Source organism: Methylobacterium sp. J-118 (assembly GCF_057836565.1).
Genome location: NZ_JBYQFA010000001.1, coordinates 957,008 through 974,991, shown reverse-complemented (window position 1 = coordinate 974,991; position 17,984 = coordinate 957,008). Strand labels below are relative to the sequence as shown.

Here is a 17,984-nt window from a genome sequence, read left to right as displayed (position 1 = left end):
CGTTAACGACTCATTATGCGCGACCGGCCCACAGCCACGCTTCGTTCCCCTTCCGGGTCGATTCCGACGCACGGTAGAGTGCAGACGAATCTTTGATCGATGGGGCCGCGCCGGTTCAGGGGAACCGCCGCGGGGACGGTGCGTCTTGCGCCGCGCGATGGCGCGCGCTGCTCGCATCGCCGTCGGTGGGCGGGGACAGGGCAAGCCATGGGTGTCGGTCGTGCGACCCGCGTTCGAATCTGCGTGGGTGTGCTCGCCCTGACCCTGGCGAGTGCGGCCCTGGCCGAACTCCCCGACGCGCCGGCGGCGCATGCGACCCGCGAGATCCACAGCGTGGCCGCCCTGGCGATCTTTGGCGGCCTCGTCGCCTTCGCGGTGATCCTCTCGCTGCTTCACCTGTTCGAGCGCGGCCGCTGGACCCGCCGCGAGCGCGAGCTGGCCGCGACCCTCGATGTCCTGCGCGGCGCCCATGACCGCGCCGAGATGCTGCTGAACGCCGAGCGCCAGATCATCGTCACCTGGGACCGGCGCAGCGAGCCGGTGGTGGAGGGCGACATCAGCCTCGCGATCCATGGGGAGCGACCGACCTCGGGCTATGCCCGCCGGGTGCTGGCCTTCGGCACCTGGCTCGTCGCCGCCGATGCCAATGCGGTCGAGGCCGCGGTGGAGACCCTGCGGGCGCGGGGCACGGGCTTCAGCCTGAGCCTCCGGACCCAGACGGGCCGGAGCATCGAGGCGCACGGGCAGGCGGTGGCCGGCCGGGCGCTCCTGCGCCTGCGTGAGACCAGCCAGGAGCGGAGCGAGATCGCCGACCTGCGCGCCACGCTGGAGGAGACGCGCCGTGGTCTCTCGGCGCTGTCCGGCCTGCTCGACGCGATCCCGCAGCCGGTCTGGCGGCGGACCCGCGAGGGGACGCTGAGCTGGGTCAACGCCGCCTACGTGACCGCCGTCGAGGCGGAGAGCCGCGAGGCCGCCCTCGATGCCGGCCTGGAGCTGTTCGACCGGTCGGCCCGGGAAACCATCGTCCGCGAGGAGGCCGCCCGGTCCGCCGGCCTGACCCGGGGGGTGCCGCGGCTCTCGGCGATCGTGGCCGGCGGCCGGCGCATGCTCGACGTATTCGAGACGAGCCTCGACAATGGCCGCGTCGGCATCGCCATCGACGTATCCGAGCTGGAGAGCGTCCGCGCCGACCTGCAGCGGCAGATGAACGCCAATGTCCGCACCCTCGACCAGCTGCCGACGGCGGTGGCGATGTTCGACGTCTCCCAGCGCCTGATCTTCCACAACGCCGCCTACCGCCAGCTCTGGGGCCTCGATCCGGCCTTCCTCGACGGGCGCCCGTCGGACGGCGAGATCCTCGATCACCTCCGCGCCGAGCGGAAGCTGGAGGAGCACGCCGATTTCCGTGGTTGGAAGCAGGGCGTGCTCGCCGCCTACCGGGCCGCGGAGGCGAACCAGACGTGGTGGTACCTCCCCGACGGCCGCACGCTCCGCGTCGTCGCCGATCCGAATCCCCAGGGCGGCCTGACCTACCTGTTCGACGACGTCTCGGACCACCTGAACGCGGAATCCCGCTACAACGCCCTCCGGCGCCTGCAGGCCGAGACGCTCGATACCCTCGCCGAGCCGGTCGCGGTGTTCGGGGCGGACGGGCGGCTGACCCTGGCCAACCGCGCCTTCCACACCGTGTGGCACCTCGACCCCGCCATGGTGGAGGAGCGTCCCCATGTGGACGCCGTCATCGCGGCCTGCCGCGAGCACGCGCCCGCGGAGGAGCCGTGGCTCGACATCCGCGACGCGGTGGTCGGCCTCGAATCGCGTACCGCCCACGCGTGCCGGCTCCACGTGGTGGATGGAACGGTCCTCGACTGCGTCGCACAACCGCTGCCGGAGGGCGCGACGCTCCTCACCCTCATCGACATCACCGCCAGCGTGAATGTCGAGCGGGCGCTGACGGAGAAGAACGACGCCCTGGAGAAGGCGGCGCAACTGCGCGACACCTTCGTCCACCACGTCTCCTACGAGCTGCGCTCGCCGCTCACGAACATCATCGGATTCACCCAGCTCCTGGGCGACGAGACGGTCGGAGCCCTCAACGAGCGGCAGCGCGAATATTCCGACCACATCATGCGGTCCTCGGCGGCGCTCCTCGTCATCATCAACGACATCCTCGACCTCGCCTCGATCGATGCCGGTTCTCTGGAGCTGCAGCGGGAGGAGGTCGACATCCAGGCCACCGTCGAGGCGGCGGTGCGCGGCATCGAGGACCGGCTCGCCGAATCGTCCATCACCCTCGTGCTCGACGTCCCGGAGGATATCGGCAGCGTGCATGCGGACGGGAAACGGGTCCGCCAGATCCTGTTCAACCTGCTCTCGAACGCCGTCGGCTTCTCGGATGCCGGCCAGCGCGTCGAGGTCCACGCCCGCCGGGACGCCCAGGAACTCCTTCTCAGCGTGCGCGATCACGGTCGCGGCATGCCGCCTGAGATCGCCGATTCGGTCTTCCACCGCTTCGAGAGCCACACCCTCGGCACGCGCCACCGGGGGGTCGGCCTCGGCCTGTCGATCGTGCGCTCCTTCGTGGAGCTCCACGGCGGCCGGGTTCATCTGGAGACGGCGCCGGGGGCCGGCACCTGCGTCACCTGCACGTTCCCCCTCGATTCGGCCAATCGATTCCAGCGCACGCCCCTGCCGGATGCCCGACCGCCGGGACCTGCGGCCGCCCCGGTGCGCAAGCCCGGCCTCGCGCTGCACTGAGCGGCCCGAAACGACCCGGCCTGGCCGTGGCGCGGGGCGGTGAGACTTGATTCTTCGGCGCACGCCGCGCAGCAGGAGGCATGTCCGCACCTGATCGCTCCGGCTGGGCCGTCTTCGGCATCGGCGATTTCCGTCTGTTTGGGGCGGCCCGCTTCCTGACGGGCCTCGCGTATCAGATGCAGGCGGTGGCGATCGGCTGGTTCGTCTACGACCTGACGCATTCCGCCCTGGCGCTGGGCCTCGTCGGTCTGGCGGGGTTCCTGCCCGCGGTGGTCTGCGCGTTGATCACCGGCCACGTGGCCGACGCCTACGACCGCCGCCTCGTCGCGGCGGCGGCCTTCGCCCTCCAGAGCACGGCGAGCTTCGGCCTCCTGGCTTACGCGTTGACGGGCCAGCACATCGTCTGGCCGATCTACGCCCTGGTGATCCTGGTCGGCACAGCCCGGGCCTTCGCCAACCCGGCCCTCCAGGCGCTTCTGCCGACCCTGGTGCCGGGATCGCAATTCAGCGCGGCCATCGCGTGGAACGCCTCGCTGTGGCAGAGCGCCTCCGTGATCGGGCCGGCCCTCGGCGGCTTCCTCTACGCGTTAGGGCCGGCCGTGGTGTTCGGCGGTGCCGGGGCGAGCTTCGCCCTGGCGAGCCTCCTCACGGCGTTGATCCGCTTCCGGCCAGCACCCTCGGGCGAGCGGCCGCCGATCACCTGGGCGGCGCTCTCGGCGGGCATCGGCTACATCCGCTCGCAGCCGGTTGTGCTCGGGGCGATCAGCCTCGACCTGTTCACCGTCCTGCTCGGCGGCGCCACGGCGCTGCTGCCGATCTATGCCGGGGAGATCCTGCATGTCGGCCCCCTCGGTCTCGGGGCGCTGCGCAGCATGCCGGCCTTCGGGGCCGTCGCCATGGCGATCACGCTGGCGAACCGGCCCCTCCGGCGGCATGCGGGCCTGCGCATGCTGCGGGCGGCCGCGGTGTTCGGCGCCGCCACGGTGGTGTTCGGGCTCTCGACCTCGCTGCCGCTGTCGATGGCCTGCCTGTTCGTCACCGGCGCCGCCGACATGATTTCAGTCTATGTCCGCCAGACCTTCGTGCAGGGCGAGACTCCCGACGCCATGCGCGGTCGAGTCTCGGCGGTAAACACCGTGTTCATCGGCGCCTCGAACGAACTCGGCGAGTTCGAGTCCGGCCTGCTCGCCGCCGCCATCGGGGCGGTCCCGGCGGTGGTCGCGGGCGGCGTCGCGACGGTGGGGATCGCACTGCTCTGGGGGCGGCTCTTCCCGGCCCTGCGGAACCGCGACCGGTTGATGGTGCGGGCGTGATTTGCGCGCCCTCCGGTTTATGACGCGGCTTAGTTCACCGGACTCAAAGGGCCGATCGCGTGACGCTCCGTCGCGCGCTCGATGCGCCGCAGCCGCCCTCGGTTATCCATTTCGCGTCGCCGGATCCGCGAGACTTGGATAAAGCGAATGCAAACAACGGCTTGACCCGAAATTTTCCTGTACGGGCTGGCTCTCCGGAAGGTCTTCATGACCCGCAGCAGCCGCGGACAGGAATGAGGTCAGGCGAGATCCCTGCAATTTCGGCGCCCCCGAGCCCGGACGCGGCACGAACGATGATCCGGAGCCCGACTGGTGAGGCAGATCCCGTTCAGCGCCCCGCCAGCAGCGGCGACCAGGTCGGGTCCGAGGCGTAGGCCGGTGTCGGGACCGGCTGCTCCACCCGGCCGGTGATGTCGACCATGAACAGCTTGCCGCCGCCCTGGCCGCCGGGATCGCGGAAGAACAGCACGTACTGGCCGTTCGGCGCGAAGGTCGGTCCCTCGTTGTGGAAGCCCTCGGTCAGCACCCGTTCGCCGCTGCCGTCGGGCTTCGACACGCAGATGGCGAAGCCGCCGTTGCGCTGGCGGGTATAGGCGATCAGGTCACCCCGCGGCGACCAGGCCGGCTGCGACGCGGACCCCGCCCCGAAGGTGATCCGGTGGGGGTTCGAGCCGTCCGCTCCCATCACGTAGACCTGCTGCGAGCCGCCGCGATCCGACTCGAACGCGATCTGCGTGCCGTCCGGTGCGTAGGTCGGCGAGGTGTCGATCGCCATCCCGCTGGTGATCGAATGCTGGGCCTTCGAGGCGATGTCCATGGTCACGATGTCGGCGTTGCCGCCCTGCTGAACGCTCATCACCAGCCGGCGCCCGTCCGGCGAGAAGCGCGGGCTCGCGCTCATCGAGTCGACGTTGCCCAGCGCCTGCCGCGCGCCCGTCTCTAGATTGATCACCTGCACCCGCGGCTGATGGCCGGTGGCCTGGGCCATGAAGGCGATGTCCTGCGTGGCGGGCGAGTAGCGCGGGGCGACGATCGACATCTCGCCGCTGGTGATCGCCCGGACGTTGGCGCCGTCCTGGTCCATGACCATCAGGCGCTTGCGGCGATTCTCCTTCGGGCCGGTCTCATCCACGAAGGCGATGCGGCTGTCGAACCAGGGACCGAGGCCGGTGATCTTGGTGTAGACCGCATCCGAGATCAGGTGGCCGGTGCGCCGGGCGTTGGCGGCGTCGGTGCCGTATTGCTGGCCGGTCATCTGCTGGCCGGAGGTCACGTCCCAGAGGCGGAACTCGACCTTCAGCCGGCCGCCGTCGCGGGCGACCCGGCCGGTGACGAGGCCCTGGACGCCGGTGGCCCGCCATTTCTCGAAGTTCGGGGCGGCGTCGAAATTCGGCTGCTCCGGGAATCGCGCATGGTCGAGGGGAGTGAAGTACCCCGAGCGGCGCAGGTTGTTGGTCACCACGCCGGAGACGAGGCCGCCGAGGCTCGGATCGCCGCCGAAATCCGCCACGGCGATGGGCATCGGCTGGAAGTTGCCGCCGCCGATGCGCAGCTGCAGCTGCGCTTGGGCCGGCCCGGCCGCGAAGGCCATCAGCAAGGCCAGGACCGCGACGACGCGCGCGGCGAAGGACGTCGGGAGGCGCCCGGCGGAGGAGATGTGCGGCATGATGGGTCGGATCCGATTGACGATCAGACGGGGTTCGGTTGGGGGCAGGGGAGGGCTGGAGGGCCTCAGGTCGCCGTGAACTCGAACTCCGCGTTGATGGCCTTCCAGTCGTTGTAATACGGCGCGTAGGTGGCCGGTATGTTGTAGGGCGCGCAGCGGCGGACCGCCCGGAGCGCGGCTTGCGCGATCGACTGGTCCACCGCGCTGGCGCCGCCGCGCATGATCCGCGGCTCGGTGCTGAGTGAGCCGTTCGGGTTCAGGCGGATATCGAGCACCGGCAGGACCACGCCCTGCGTCGCCCCGGGGGGCGCCGCGTAGCAGCGCTCGATCTGCTGTTGGAGCAGGCCGACCAGGGCATCCCGCAGCGACGGCGACAGGCGCTGGGCGTTGCCGGTCGCAGCACCCAGCGCCGCCACCTTCTGCACGGCCTGGCCCGTGGCACCGGTCGATTGCGAGGGCACCTTCGAGGCGAGCATGGAGCGGATGTCGCCCGCGTTGAACTTGTTGGCGAGCTCGGCCTGCTTGCGCGCCTTGGCTTCCCCGTCGGCCTTGGCCTTCGCGTCCGCCATCGCCTTGGCCTTCGCCTTGGCGGCGGCCTCAGCCTTGGCGGCGGCGTCGGCCTTGGCGGCGTCCGCCTTGGCCTTCGCGGCAGCTTCCGCCTTCTCGGCCTCGGCCTCGGCCTTCGCCTCGGCGAGTTCCTTCTGGCGCTCGGCTTCCGCCTCGGCCTTGGCTTTGGCCTCGGCCACCTTCTTGGCCGCCTCGGCCTTGGCGGCGGCATCCGCCTTCGCCTTCGCGGCCGCGGCCTTCTGGGCGGCCGCCTCGGCCTCGGCCTCCTGCTTCTCGATCAGCTTCTCCAGCTGCTCGCGCTTCTCGGCCTCCGCCTTCGTGGCGGCCTCCGCCTTGGCCTTCGCCTCGGCCTTTGCTTCTGCCTTGGCGGCCTGCGCGGCCGCTTTCTCGGCGGCCGCTTTCTCCGCAGCCTTTTCGGCGGCCTTCTCGGCGGCTTTGGCGGCGGCCTTCTCGGCGTCGCGTTTCTCCTGCGCCGCCTTTGCGGCCTTGGCCGTCTCCTCCGGATCCGGCTCGCCGCGCAGCGGCATCTCCTCCGCGTTGGCGAGCTTCATCTCGGCGGTGCGGGTCGGCGCGGTCGGCGCGTCGGTCTTGGCGTTCTCGAGCTCCCGGTCCTCGACCTTCTCGGCCTTGCGGTCCGCCCGCGACGTGGCGTTCGGCATCGGCTTGTCGGCCTGCCGCTCGCCCTTGGTGATCTCTGAGAGCTGGTTCTCGGTGATCACCTCGACGGGCACGCCCTCCTGGGCCTCCGGCAGGGCCGGGGCCGCCACGCTGAACAGCGCCAGCGCGAGCAGCGCCACGTGGGTGCCGGCGGAGATCCAGACACCCGGTTCCTTGCGATCGAAGCGGAACTCCACGGGTCGGCCCTACTGATGCTCGGGCTCGGTGACGAGGGCGACCTTCTTGAAGCCGCCTCCGGTCACGATCGCCATCACCTGTGCCACGCGGCCGTAATCGACCCGCTTGTCGCCGCGCACGAACACGCGCTCCTCGGTGCCGGTCTTGGCGGCTTCGGTGAGCTTGGGCACGATCGTGTCGTCGGTGAGCTCGTCCTCGCCGAGGAAGACCTGGCCGGTCTGGCGGATCGACAGGGTGATCGGCTTCACGTCGGAATTGAGCGGCGAGGCCTTGGATTGCGGCAGGTCCAGGGGGACGCCCACGGTCATCATCGGCGCCGCAACCATGAAGATGATCAGGAGCACCAGCACGACGTCGATGAACGGCGTCATGTTGATCTCGTTGATGGGACCGCCGCGGCGGCTCCGGCGCCGGCGGCGCTTGCCGCCCTGCGATGCACCCGCTGCCATGCCCATGAATTGCTCCTCTCTGGATCGTGCTCAGGCGGCGAGTGGAAGGCGCTCGTCGATCTGGCGGGAGAGGATGGCGGAGAACTCGTCGGCGAAGCCTTCGAGCCGCGACTGCGCCTTGGTGACCTCGGCCTGAAGCTTGTTGTAGGCGAGCACGGCCGGGATCGCGGCGAACAGGCCGATGGCGGTGGCGAACAGCGCCTCCGCGATGCCGGGGGCGACGACCGCGAGCGACGTGTTCTTCGAGGCCGCGATCGAGGTGAACGCGGTCATGATGCCCCAGACCGTGCCGAACAGGCCGATATAGGGGCCGGCCGAGCCGATCGAAGCGAGGAACAGCAGGCGGGATTCCAGCCGCTCGACCTCGCGATGGATGGTGACGTCGAGCTGCTTCTCGATGCGCTGCGACAGGGACTGGATCTGGCGGCCCGAGCCCTCGAAGCTCCGCTTCCATTCCCGCATGGCGGCGACGAACACCGCCGCGAGGCCGGTCGCCGGACGGTCGTTGAACGAGCGGAACAGCTCCTCCAGGGAACGGCCGGACCAGAACGCGTCCTCGAACGCGTCCATCTCGGCCTTCGTCCGGCGGAACAGCAGCGTCTTGTCGACGATGATCGACCAGCACCAGATCGAGGCGCTGAGCAGCCCGATCATCACGATCTTCACGACGAAGTGGGCCTGGAGGAACAGACCGAGCAGCGTCATGTCGGCGACAGGCGCGGCCTGCATCGCGTCGGCTGGGTTCATCCGTCGAGGTCTCCTGCTCCGGGCCGCACTGCGCCGGCTGAAGCCCGCGTCCGCCGGATCCGTGAGCGATATCAATGCTATCGCTGGCGAATCTGTCGAAAGTATGGGCCGTCGATGACGCCCGCATCCCGCCGGCGCGGCAACCCCGTTAAGGGCGTGGCAGGGTTAAGGATCGGTTTCGATCCGGGCGATCCTGAGGGGTCCGCCGGGCGAGGGCGGGTCCCGCAGGCTGGACCTTTGGAAATCAGGGCCGCTATGCTCCCGGAATACGGCGCCGAGTCGCGATCGCCACGCGGCCGGACGAGAGACGTATAGGAAGCGTATGACCCTTCCCGTTCCGAGCCTTCAGGAGCTTCTGCCGACCGGCCCGGCCCGGCTCCTCGGCTGGTCCTGCATCGCCGACCCGGCCATCGCGGGGGCCCTGGCGCGGGCGGGGTTCGATGCCGTGCTCCTGGACCAGCAACACGGTGGCTACGACTACAAATCGAGCTGCGCGGCGATCACCGAGGTGGCCCTGGCCGGCAAGGCCGCCCTGGTGCGGGTCGCGGTCGGCGATGTCGCCATGGTGTCGCGGATGCTGGATGCGGGCGCGGCCGGCATCGTCGCGCCGATGATCAACACGGTGGAGCAGGCTAAGGCGCTCGCAGCAGCCGCCAAGTTCCCGCCGGTCGGTCAGCGCAGCTGGGGCCCGGACCGGGCGATCCTGCTGTCCGGTCTCCGGGACGGGGCTGCGTATCTCGCGGTCGGCAACAGCCGGGCGCTGACCATCGCGATGTGCGAGACGGCGGAGTCGATCGCCGCGCTCGACGCGATCCTGGCGGTGCCGGGCATCGATGGCGTCCTGGTCGGGCCCGCCGACCTGTCGATCGCCCTGTCCAACGGCGCGGCCATCGACCCGCTCGGCGCGGCGGTCACGGCCGCGCTCGGGGAGATCGTGCGCAAGACCCTGGCGGCGGGCAAACTGCCCTGCGCCTTCGCGCCGTCGGCGGCCCGGGCGCGGGAAATGGTGGCGATGGGCTTCCAGCTGGTCTCGATCGAGTACGACGCCCTGACCATCGCGGATGCGTTCGCCCGGCTGCTGCGCCAGGCCGACCCGTCGCGGGCGGGCTGAGGCTCAACCGGCCGGTGTCTGGGATAGCCGTCGCCGCAGGACGTCCGGCAGGCGAACGGCGCGGCCGTCGCGGACGCAGGCGACCGTCACCTCGGCGGCGACCAAGAGCGCATCGCCCCGGCGGACTTCCTGGTTGAGCAGCATCGAGGCGCCGCGCAGGGCCGTCGTGCGCGTCAGGATCGTCAGCAGATCGTCCATCCGGGCGGCGCGGACGAAGTCGAGGCTCATCCGCCGCACGACGAAGACGAGACCCTGCGCCTCGCGGTACAGATCGGACTGATCGCCGGCGAGGTTGCGGAGCAGTTCCGTGCGTCCGCGCTCCAGGAAGCGCAGATAGTTCGCGTGATAGACGAAACCCGAGAAATCGGTGTCCTCGTAGTAGACGCGCACGCTCAGGCGATGCGGCGGGCGAGCAATGTCCTCTGGGTCATCGGCGTCGGGCAGGCTGGCGCTCATGCCGGTCCCTTAGCGCATCGGTCTCGGTGCCGGAACCGCGGTCCATGCCCAGCGGACCGGAGGTACCACGGTTCCTCCGCGGCGCGACGCGTGTTCCCTCTGCCGGACCAAAGCATCGATTTCAGCACGACCAGGTGTCCAGATGCGACGAAGGCCGCCCGAGGGCGGCCTTCGCAGACATAGTCCAAGCCTGGGAGGGCTATCAGCCGCCGATGCGGGCGGCGAGGCTGGCCGAGTGGGCGTGCTCGTCGGCGATGTAGGGCAGCGCCTCGGTGGCGAAGCGGCGGCCCTGCGCGTTATCGCCGGCCTTGGCGTAGGAATCGTACAGCGCCAGGGTCCGGGCGTCGGAGCGGGCCTGCTGATCGATGTAGGTGCGATCGAAAGCGCGGCCGTTCGGGGCCGACTGCAACTGCGTCAGGCGCGCCTGGCCACGCTCGCCGAGTGCCACGCGCCGACCCGGCTCGCCGGGGCTGTTATCCACGATCCCGACGGCGCCGAGGGCCCCACCGATGATGCTGGTGCCCAGGTTGGCCGCCACGGTCACGGGGGCGAGCACGAGGCCGACCGGGTTGCTCAGGTCAGTCTGGATGCCCTGGTTGTCCGAGACGACCGTGCCGTTGCGCGACAGGGAGGTGTTCGGCGGCAGCAGCGCGTCGGTGGTCGCCTTGCGCTCGACCAGGACCCGATTCGCGTAGTTCCGGACGTTCGGGTTGCGCGACCGCTGGAGGGCGATCCGGCTCGCCTCAATGCTGGCGGCGTCCGAGCGCAGGGCCTCGGCGCGGAAGGCCGGGGTCTCGGTGGCGGCTGCGCCGACGCTGTCCTGGTTGGCGAAGGGCAGCACACGGATCGGAAGCGCGTCCTGCGCGAAAGCCGGAGCGGAGAACGCAGCGGCGGAGAAGCCGAGGACGGCGAGCGTGATCTTTTTCATGGCGGAAGTTGATCCCTGACGTTGTTTTTGAAGGCTCGGAGATCTGTCGCAATCCGAAGGGCAGAGCCCAGGCACGGACAGTCTCGCCGGCGCCACGCAGAGTTGGCGCGGTTGCCTCCACAACTGGCACGTGTTCACGCCGTTCCATGACGCGCACGAGATTTTCTGTCGGACGTCGACCCGACAACTTGGCTCAAGCTTGGCCGCAGGCTTCGCACAGCTCGCGAAAACTTTTGTAATGGCAACAGCTTGTGGATGTCGCACCCGAGCATCGGACCGCGGCTTCGAGCGCTGTTTCTGTCCTCGCAGTATGAGCGAGCCGAATTGCAGGCTTGAGTTTCCTGCATAGGACTGCCCGACGTGGTGTCAGTCCCCGTCGTCGCTGAACAGCATGGGCTGGCCGCGTGGATCACGCTTCGGCTCCGCGAAACCCATGTGGCGGTAGGCATGCCGGGTGAGCACGCGACCCCGGGGCGTGCGCTGCACGAAGCCGTGTTGGATCAGATAGGGCTCGATGATGTCTTCGATGGCGTCGCGCGGCTCGGACAGGGCCGCCCCGATCGTCTCGATGCCCACCGGACCGCCCCCGAACGAGCCCGCGATCAGCTTCAGGTACTTGCGGTCCATGACGTCCAGCCCCGCCTCGTCGATGTCGAGGAGCTTGAGCGCCCGGTCGGCGATCGCCCGCGTCACCGTCTCGGCCTCGGCCACCACCGCGAAGTCGCGCACGCGCCGCAGCAGACGCCCGGCGATCCGCGGCGTGCCCCGTGCCCGTCGGGCGATCTCGTTGGCCCCCTCCGCCGACATGCCGACGCCCAGAACCCGCGCCCCGCGGGCGACGATCTGCTCGAGCTCGTCGATCTCGTAGAATTCCAGACGGATCGGGATCCCGAACCGGTCGCGTAGCGGCGTGGTCAACAGGCCCGCCCGGGTGGTGGCACCCACGAGCGTGAACTTCGGCAGCTCGATCTTGACCGAGCGCGCCGCCGGCCCTTCGCCGATGATCAGGTCGAGCTGGTAATCCTCCATCGCCGGATAGAGGATCTCTTCGACCGCCGGATTGAGCCGATGGATCTCATCGATGAACAGCACGTCGCGCTCATCAAGATTGGTCAGTTGCGCGGCGAGATCCCCGGCCTTGGCGATCACGGGACCCGACGTCGAGCGGAAATTGACGCCGAGCTCCCGCGCCACGATCTGGGCGAGGGTCGTCTTGCCGAGCCCGGGGGGGCCGACGAACAGGACGTGGTCGAGGGCCTGGCCGGTCTTGCGCGCGGCTTCGATGAAGATCTGCATGTTCGCCCGGGCCGCACGCTGGCCGATGAACTCGGACAGGCTCAGCGGACGGATCGTCTGATCGACGTCCTCCGAGCGCTTTTCCGGCGTCAGGAGCGCGTTGGTCGGGGCTTTCGGCTTGCTCATGGATCCTTGCTTCGTGGACCGGACCCCGCCGTCCCAGGGCCGGAACGCGATGCGGGCCCCTGGGCGGCCGCCGCGTCGGGGCTCGCCCTCCTTAACGGCGATTGCCGGGAAGTCTAAGCGCCGCCGACGATGGTGCGGCGTTGCACGCCGTCCACCGCTTGCGATGCAACCGAAGCCGCGACCCGCGCATTCCTGCAGCACCGATCCAAGCACGGCCGCAGGGCGCTTCCCCCCACCATGATGATCCGAAATCTCGCACGCGGCACGGCCGGTGTTGCGCTCCTGTTCGCGGCCGCCACGGCGCAGGCCGCGGGCGTCCCGGACGCCACGAAGGTCGCCGATGCCGGCCCGCAGGTCCATTCCGCCACCAGCGCAGACCGGGACGACGAGGCGAGCTGCAGCCGGTCGCGCCGTCGGCTCTGGATCGAGGGCGAGGGCTGGGTGGTTCGGCGGATCACGACCTGCCGCTGAGGCGCGTTACGCATCAGCACTCTCCGCGGCTCGCCGGTCGGAACGGGGTCGGGTTGGGTCGGTTTCCCAGCCTCCAGCGCGACACGCTCGCGCCGAACACGCATTGGAACCGGCCCCATGGCGATCCGGACAATTCTTCCGCTCCTTGCCCTCGTGCTCGCGGCGCCCGCGTCGGCGCAGGGGTTTGGTGGCGCCGTTCCCTACGGCTCCGGCTACACGGACGGCTACGGCTTCGGCGGGCCATTCCTGCGCGGCGACTATATCGGTGCCCCGCTGACACCGGTGCCAAGCCCGACACAGATCGTGCCGGCGCCCTGGAGTTACGGCACCTACGGGGTCCCCACGGTCTCGGGTATCGCACCGGCCCCCGCGGCGCAGCCGGCGCTCCTGGTTATCCAGGGGGTCGGGCCGAAGGGCCGCCGCCGCGCCGTCGCGGAAGACCGGACCGCCGGAGCGCAGGTCATCGCGGTTCAGGTTCCTCGGCGGTGAGAGCGGCATACCACGCCGCATAGGGCGTGTTGCGGGCGAGGTGGCGGTTGAGATCGGGGGCGCCGTCGGTCCACCAGACCGGTCCGCGCTCGCCCAATCCGGTCTTGGCCGCGTCCACGGAGGCGCGCGCCGCCCTCAGTGCGTCCGCGGCGCCGGCCTCGCCGTTGCGCCCGGCCTGCTTGGCGGCCCGCACGGCGCGCCGGGCCGCCATCAGGTCTGAGACCAGAGCCGCCCGACGCTCCGGCGACAGGTTGGGATCGGCGCTGCGCCAAAGACGTCCACGAACAATGATATAGCGCCGATCCGGTGTTGGTATTGCCACGCTCATTGCAGCTTCATGCTCGTTGTAGGTGGGTTAAGTCTTACGGGTTAGACCGTGGATATCGGGTCCAGGTCACGCCATGCAGATCGCCATCGTCGATTCGAGTCGCGTCGTTCTCCAGATCATCGCCTCCCTGCTCGAACCGCGGGGCCACGCGGTTCACGCCTTCACGGATTCGACCGAGGCGCTGGATTTCGTGAAGACGACACCTGCGATCCGTGTCCTGATCACCAGCCTCGAGGTTCGGCCGCTCTCCGGGCTCGAACTGTGCTGGGCCGCGCGCCTGCTCGCGGAGGAGCGCGGGCCGCTGCACGTGATCACGATGTCGTCGGCACGCAACGTCCGCAGTCTGGCCGAAGCCCTCGACAGCGGCGCCGACGACTTCATCGAGAAGCCGCCGAGCGCCGAAGAGCTCTATGCGCGGCTGCGCGCGGCCGAGCGCCTGACCACCATGCAGGCGGAGCTGATCCGTCTCGCCGAGACGGATCCCCTGACCGGGGCCTTGAACCGGCGTGCCTTCTTCAACCGGGCCCGCATGGCGGCCAACCGCGCCGGCGAGCCCGGCGGCGTTTCGGCGATCCTCGCCGACATCGACCATTTCAAGCGCATCAACGACGCGCATGGGCACGATGTCGGGGACGCGGCGATCACGGCCGTGGCCGACCTGATCGCCCGGGAGGGGATCGGCGGCCGGCTCGGCGGCGAGGAATTCGCCCTCATCCTGCCCGAGGGCCGCCTGTCGGAGGCTGCCTCCTGCGCCGAGCGCCTCCGCGCGCGCGTGGCGGCGCTGCGGATCCCCGCGGGCGAGGATACTGTCCAGCTCACCTGCAGCTTCGGCGTCAGCACCTGGATCGAGGACGACAGTGTCGAGGGCCTGATCAAGCGCGCGGATGTCGCCCTCTATGCCGCCAAGACTGGTGGACGTAACCGAGTCGTCCAGTCTTCGGGAGCCATCGCTCCGGTTGTCGCGCATTGATCCGGACGCGCTGCCCCAATTCGACACGCCGACATTAAGCATGCCGGACCGGCGTCCCGGATCGGGACACCGATCCGGCCAATATCCCCGAAATGGCAGGAAAACGGCCAATATAAAGCTTAATATTCGCGGATTGTCACTGGAACAGTTCTTGGAACTTCGCCTTCGATCCCGGTCGTCTGTATCGAGCCGGGAGAGCGAGGTGCGAGGTTATGAGTACCGCCGTTGGCGTCTTGATTCTGGATGAACCGCAGGACCTGAGCGCGACTGTTCGCGCAACTCTGGAACACATGCCGGAATTCCACACGATCGGCGAGGCTCATCTGGAGATGGCCGATGCCGGCCCCGCGGTCGCGCTCGTCTTCCTCGACGAGATCCGGCTCGCGGACGGGATCGCCCGCCTCGTCGACCTGAAGGAGCGGCAGCCGCACCTGCGCACGCTGGTGGTCTTCGGCGCGCTGACCGCCGACGATCTCCGCGCCCTGCTGGCTGCGGGGGCCGACGCCTTCGTGGCGCGCTCCAAGGCGCCCCGCGACCTCGCGGCTGCGCTGCTCGCCCTGGCGGAGGGCTCGGATTGCCTCGTGCCGCCGGAGCAGCCCCTGGCGGAGGCGAACGAGCCGGTCGACAGTCTCGGCCTGACGCCCCGGGAGGCGGAGGTGCTGCGCTTCCTCAGCTCGGGCTTCAGCAACAAGGAGGTCGCACGGCGTCTGGCGCTCAGCGTGCGCACGGTCGAGACCCACCGGCTGAACCTCCGCCGGAAGACGCAGACCGGCCGCCTGAAGGACCTCGTGTCGCTCGCCCGCCAGCTCGGCCTGGCGCCGGTGGTGGACAACACCGATCAAGTCCGGCGGCCCACCGACCGGCGCTCGTCGGGCAACGACAGCCAGTCCCGGCATTGACCGGGACCGGGCACCTGCGCGGGACCGGTGGCCGTCTCAGGCGGCACCGACCCGCGTATCGGCACCGGCCCGCGACGGACGCTCGTCCCTTGCGCCCGACGCGGCCTTGCTCCGCGGTTTCCCCGTACGCGGACCCGTCCTGGCGTTCGGCTTGACCCGTTTGCCATGCCGCGCGGCGTCCGCGTTCACGGCGAGCCGCGCCTGGAGCAGCGCCAGCACGGCGGTCTCCTCGGATCTGAGGCTGGACAGGTCCTCGCTCAGCTCCGACTCGACGGCGTCCTTCAGGTGCAGGAGCAGCCCGCCTTCCAGATAGCAATCGAGGATCTGGGGATGGATGTAGCACTTGCGGCAGACCGTCGGCGTGTTGCCCAGGCGCCCCGCGACGCTCTCGATCGCCGTCCGGATGTTGCGCTTGGCGCCGGCATCGCTGTCGAAGCTCTCGAACGCGCGCAGGGCCAGGGCGGCCAGCACGGTCCCGGCCCAGGTCCGGAAATCCTTGGCGGTGAACTCCTGCCCGGTGATCTCGCGCAGATACGCGTTGACGTCCGACGAGGTGACGTCGCGCTGCGCGCCGTCGGCGTCGAGATACTGGAACAGCTCCTGCCCGGGCAGGTCCTGGCAGGCCTTGACGATCCGGGCGACGCGGCGGTCCTTGAGGGACACGTCCCAGGTCTTGCCGCTCTTGCCCTTGAACCGGAACGACACGGCCGAGCCCGCGATGCGGACATGCGGATCGCGCAGGGTGGTGAGCCCGTAGCTCTTGTTGGTCCGCGCATAATCGTCGTTGCCGACGCGGATCAGCGTGGTCTCGAGCAGGTGGACCACCGTGGCCAGCACCCTGTCCCGCGGCAGGCCCGGCCGCTTCATGTCGGCGTCGACCCGCTGGCGGATGGCCGGCAGGGCGTCGGCGAAGGCCATGATCCGGGAGAACTTGTCGGCCTCCCGTGCCTCACGGAAATCCGGATGGTAGCGGTACTGCTTGCGTCCCTTCGCGTCCCGGCCGGTCGCCTGGATGTGGCCGTTCCGGCGGGGGCAGATCCAGACATCCGTGTAGGCCGGGGGGATCGCGAGGGATCGGATACGGGCCAGGATCGCGCGGTCACGCACGGGGGCGCCCTTCGCGTCGAGGTAGCGGAAGCCGGTGCCGCTGCGCCTGCGCGTCAGCCCCGGGCGGCCGTCATCGACGTAGACGAGCCCGGCCTCCTCCGCCGCAGCGCGCAGGGGTCCGCCGCCCTCGACCGTCTCGACACCCGCCATCGTCCGTCCCCCCGCATACGCCGCCGGACGGCCCGCCCGGCGAGAAGGTCACCATCAACCGGCGGCGCCCGACCGCCGTTCCGCGTCTGCGCATCCGTCGCAGGCCGATCCGCCGCGGCGTGCTAGAGGGCAGCGATGATGCCCGACGCCGCCCTCGACCACGCCCCCGTCCCGATGCGCCGCCTCGTCTTCGTGGTGACCGAGGACTGGTTCTTCGCCTCGCACTTCCTGCCGATGGCGCGGGCCGCCATCGCCATGGGGCTGGCGGTGACCGTGGTCACGCGGGTGCGGGCCCACCGCGCCGCCATCGAGGCCACCGGCGCGCGAGTCGTCCCCCTGGAGGCCGAGCGGGCGAGCCTCAACCCCATGGCGGCCGGCTACGCGGCCGGGCAGCTCGCCGCGATCCTCAAGGCGCTCTCCGCCGACATCGTCCATTGCATCGCGCTTCGCGGGATCCTGATCGGCGGCACGGCGGCCGCGATGGCGGGCATCCCGGCCCGGGTCTACGCGCTGACCGGCCTGGGCCTCGTCGGGGCCCGGACCGACCGGCTCGGGCGCGCGTCGCGGCTCGCCCTGCGGACGTTGATCCGCGGCCCCCTGGCTTCCCGCCAGACCCGCTTTCTGTTCGAGAACCCGGACGATGCCCGGGCCCTCGGTCTGGATCCGCTGGAGCAGACGGTCACCGTGATCGGGGGCGCCGGTGTGGATCCCGACGCCTATTGCCCGCAGCCGCTGCCGGCCATGCCGCCGCTGACGGTGGCGATCGTCTCGCGCATGCTGTGGTCGAAGGGGATCGACGTCGCCGTGGAGGCGGTCCGTCTCGCCCGGGGGCAGGGCGCATCGGTGGACCTCGCCCTGTACGGCGCGCCGGATCCGTCGAACCGGCGCGCCATCCCCGAGGCGACGCTGCGGGCGTGGAGCCGCGACGGCGTCGCCTGGCACGGCCCCACCGAGGACGTGGCCGGCATCTGGGCCGGCCATCACGTCGCCTGCCTGCCGTCGCGGGGCGGGGAGGGGCTGCCGCGGACGCTCCTGGAGGCCGCTGCCTGCGGCCGGGCGCTGGTCGCCTCGGACGTTCCGGGCTGCCGCAGCCTCGTGCGCGATAGCGTCGAGGGCCTGCTCGTCCCGCCGGACGATGCGCCGGCCCTGGCGCAGGTCCTGGTGCGGTTGAGCCGTGATCCCGGGCTCGTCGCCGCCCTCGGCGCGGCGGCGCGGGCGCGGATCGAGGCCGGGGGTTTCACCGAGGCCGCGGTGACCGACAGCGTCCGCGCCGTCTGGCGCGACCTGCTGGAGGCCTGA

At 70.3% G+C, this 17,984-nt stretch carries 17 protein-coding genes; 8 read left to right on the top strand and 9 right to left on the bottom strand.

From position 1 onward, the window contains the following. Positions 1 to 207 precede the first annotated feature (207 nt). Both AC3IF3_RS04695 and AC3IF3_RS04690 read left to right on the top strand, forming a co-directional pair. Positions 208 to 2,757, top strand: coding sequence for a sensor histidine kinase (locus AC3IF3_RS04695; RefSeq protein ID WP_489227538.1), 2,550 nt, complete (start codon positions 208 to 210; stop codon positions 2,755 to 2,757). Between the two features lie 80 nt (positions 2,758 to 2,837). Beyond that, complete coding sequence (locus AC3IF3_RS04690; protein WP_243969734.1) at positions 2,838 to 4,070, top strand: MFS transporter; 1,233 nt, start codon at positions 2,838 to 2,840, stop codon at positions 4,068 to 4,070. A gap of 328 nt (positions 4,071 to 4,398) precedes the next feature. Here the strand turns inward: AC3IF3_RS04690 and tolB are convergent, their stop codons facing one another. The 4 genes from tolB to tolQ form a co-directional block, all read right to left on the bottom strand. Next, the gene (gene tolB, locus AC3IF3_RS04685) at positions 4,399 to 5,736 is read right to left on the bottom strand and encodes a Tol-Pal system beta propeller repeat protein TolB (RefSeq protein ID WP_489227536.1); all 1,338 of its coding nucleotides are present in this window, start codon (positions 5,734 to 5,736) and stop codon (positions 4,399 to 4,401) included. Between the two features lie 65 nt (positions 5,737 to 5,801). Then, positions 5,802 to 7,157: a cell envelope integrity protein TolA gene (gene tolA, locus AC3IF3_RS04680; protein ID WP_489227534.1), complete on the bottom strand. Its 1,356-nt coding sequence runs from the start codon at positions 7,155 to 7,157 to the stop codon at positions 5,802 to 5,804. Between the two features lie 9 nt (positions 7,158 to 7,166). After that, on the bottom strand, positions 7,167 to 7,613 hold the full coding sequence (locus tag AC3IF3_RS04675) for an ExbD/TolR family protein (RefSeq protein WP_243969739.1): 447 nt from the start codon (positions 7,611 to 7,613) through the stop codon (positions 7,167 to 7,169). Between the two features lie 24 nt (positions 7,614 to 7,637). Continuing rightward, a complete protein-coding gene (gene tolQ / locus AC3IF3_RS04670; RefSeq protein ID WP_043349106.1) occupies positions 7,638 to 8,354 on the bottom strand; it encodes a protein TolQ in 717 nt (238 codons plus the stop codon). 322 nt (positions 8,355 to 8,676) lie between these two features. On the opposite strand from tolQ, the gene AC3IF3_RS04665 reads away from it, so the two are divergent. Beyond that, positions 8,677 to 9,465: an HpcH/HpaI aldolase family protein gene (locus AC3IF3_RS04665; RefSeq protein ID WP_489227532.1), complete on the top strand. Its 789-nt coding sequence runs from the start codon at positions 8,677 to 8,679 to the stop codon at positions 9,463 to 9,465. Positions 9,466 to 9,468: 3 nt separating this feature from the next. Here AC3IF3_RS04665 and ybgC read toward each other — a convergent pair whose 3' ends face one another. The 3 genes from ybgC to ruvB form a co-directional block, all read right to left on the bottom strand. Next, positions 9,469 to 9,921 carry a tol-pal system-associated acyl-CoA thioesterase gene (gene ybgC, locus AC3IF3_RS04660; protein ID WP_489227530.1) on the bottom strand — a complete coding sequence of 151 codons (453 nt, stop codon included), beginning with the start codon at positions 9,919 to 9,921 and terminating at the stop codon, positions 9,469 to 9,471. 202 nt (positions 9,922 to 10,123) lie between these two features. Continuing rightward, entirely contained in the window at positions 10,124 to 10,849 is a 726-nt protein-coding gene (locus tag AC3IF3_RS04655) for a DUF4142 domain-containing protein (protein WP_489227528.1), read from the bottom strand. A gap of 366 nt (positions 10,850 to 11,215) precedes the next feature. Then, entirely contained in the window at positions 11,216 to 12,271 is a 1,056-nt protein-coding gene (gene ruvB / locus AC3IF3_RS04650) for a Holliday junction branch migration DNA helicase RuvB (protein WP_243969745.1), read from the bottom strand. 237 nt (positions 12,272 to 12,508) lie between these two features. Between ruvB and AC3IF3_RS04645 the strand changes: the two genes are divergently transcribed. Both AC3IF3_RS04645 and AC3IF3_RS04640 read left to right on the top strand, forming a co-directional pair. Then, complete coding sequence (locus AC3IF3_RS04645) at positions 12,509 to 12,742, top strand: hypothetical protein (RefSeq protein ID WP_489227526.1); 234 nt, start codon at positions 12,509 to 12,511, stop codon at positions 12,740 to 12,742. 117 nt (positions 12,743 to 12,859) lie between these two features. Then, the gene (locus AC3IF3_RS04640) at positions 12,860 to 13,231 is read left to right on the top strand and encodes a hypothetical protein (RefSeq protein ID WP_489227524.1); all 372 of its coding nucleotides are present in this window, start codon (positions 12,860 to 12,862) and stop codon (positions 13,229 to 13,231) included. Here AC3IF3_RS04640 and AC3IF3_RS04635 read toward each other — a convergent pair. Further along, positions 13,203 to 13,559 carry a hypothetical protein gene (locus tag AC3IF3_RS04635; RefSeq protein ID WP_489227522.1) on the bottom strand — a complete coding sequence of 119 codons (357 nt, stop codon included), beginning with the start codon at positions 13,557 to 13,559 and terminating at the stop codon, positions 13,203 to 13,205. The genes AC3IF3_RS04640 and AC3IF3_RS04635 overlap by 29 nt on opposite strands. 73 nt (positions 13,560 to 13,632) lie before the next feature. On the opposite strand from AC3IF3_RS04635, the gene AC3IF3_RS04630 reads away from it, so the two are divergent. Both AC3IF3_RS04630 and AC3IF3_RS04625 read left to right on the top strand, forming a co-directional pair. Then, the gene (locus AC3IF3_RS04630; protein WP_489227520.1) at positions 13,633 to 14,529 is read left to right on the top strand and encodes a GGDEF domain-containing response regulator; all 897 of its coding nucleotides are present in this window, start codon (positions 13,633 to 13,635) and stop codon (positions 14,527 to 14,529) included. Positions 14,530 to 14,741: 212 nt separating this feature from the next. Next, entirely contained in the window at positions 14,742 to 15,428 is a 687-nt protein-coding gene (locus AC3IF3_RS04625; RefSeq protein ID WP_489227518.1) for a LuxR C-terminal-related transcriptional regulator, read from the top strand. 36 nt (positions 15,429 to 15,464) lie between these two features. Here the strand turns inward: AC3IF3_RS04625 and AC3IF3_RS04620 are convergent, their stop codons facing one another. Further along, positions 15,465 to 16,685 carry a DNA topoisomerase IB gene (locus AC3IF3_RS04620; RefSeq protein ID WP_489227516.1) on the bottom strand — a complete coding sequence of 407 codons (1,221 nt, stop codon included), beginning with the start codon at positions 16,683 to 16,685 and terminating at the stop codon, positions 15,465 to 15,467. Positions 16,686 to 16,820: 135 nt separating this feature from the next. On the opposite strand from AC3IF3_RS04620, the gene AC3IF3_RS04615 reads away from it, so the two are divergent. Beyond that, positions 16,821 to 17,984, top strand: a complete 1,164-nt coding sequence (locus tag AC3IF3_RS04615) for a glycosyltransferase family 4 protein (protein WP_489227514.1) — start codon at positions 16,821 to 16,823, stop codon at positions 17,982 to 17,984.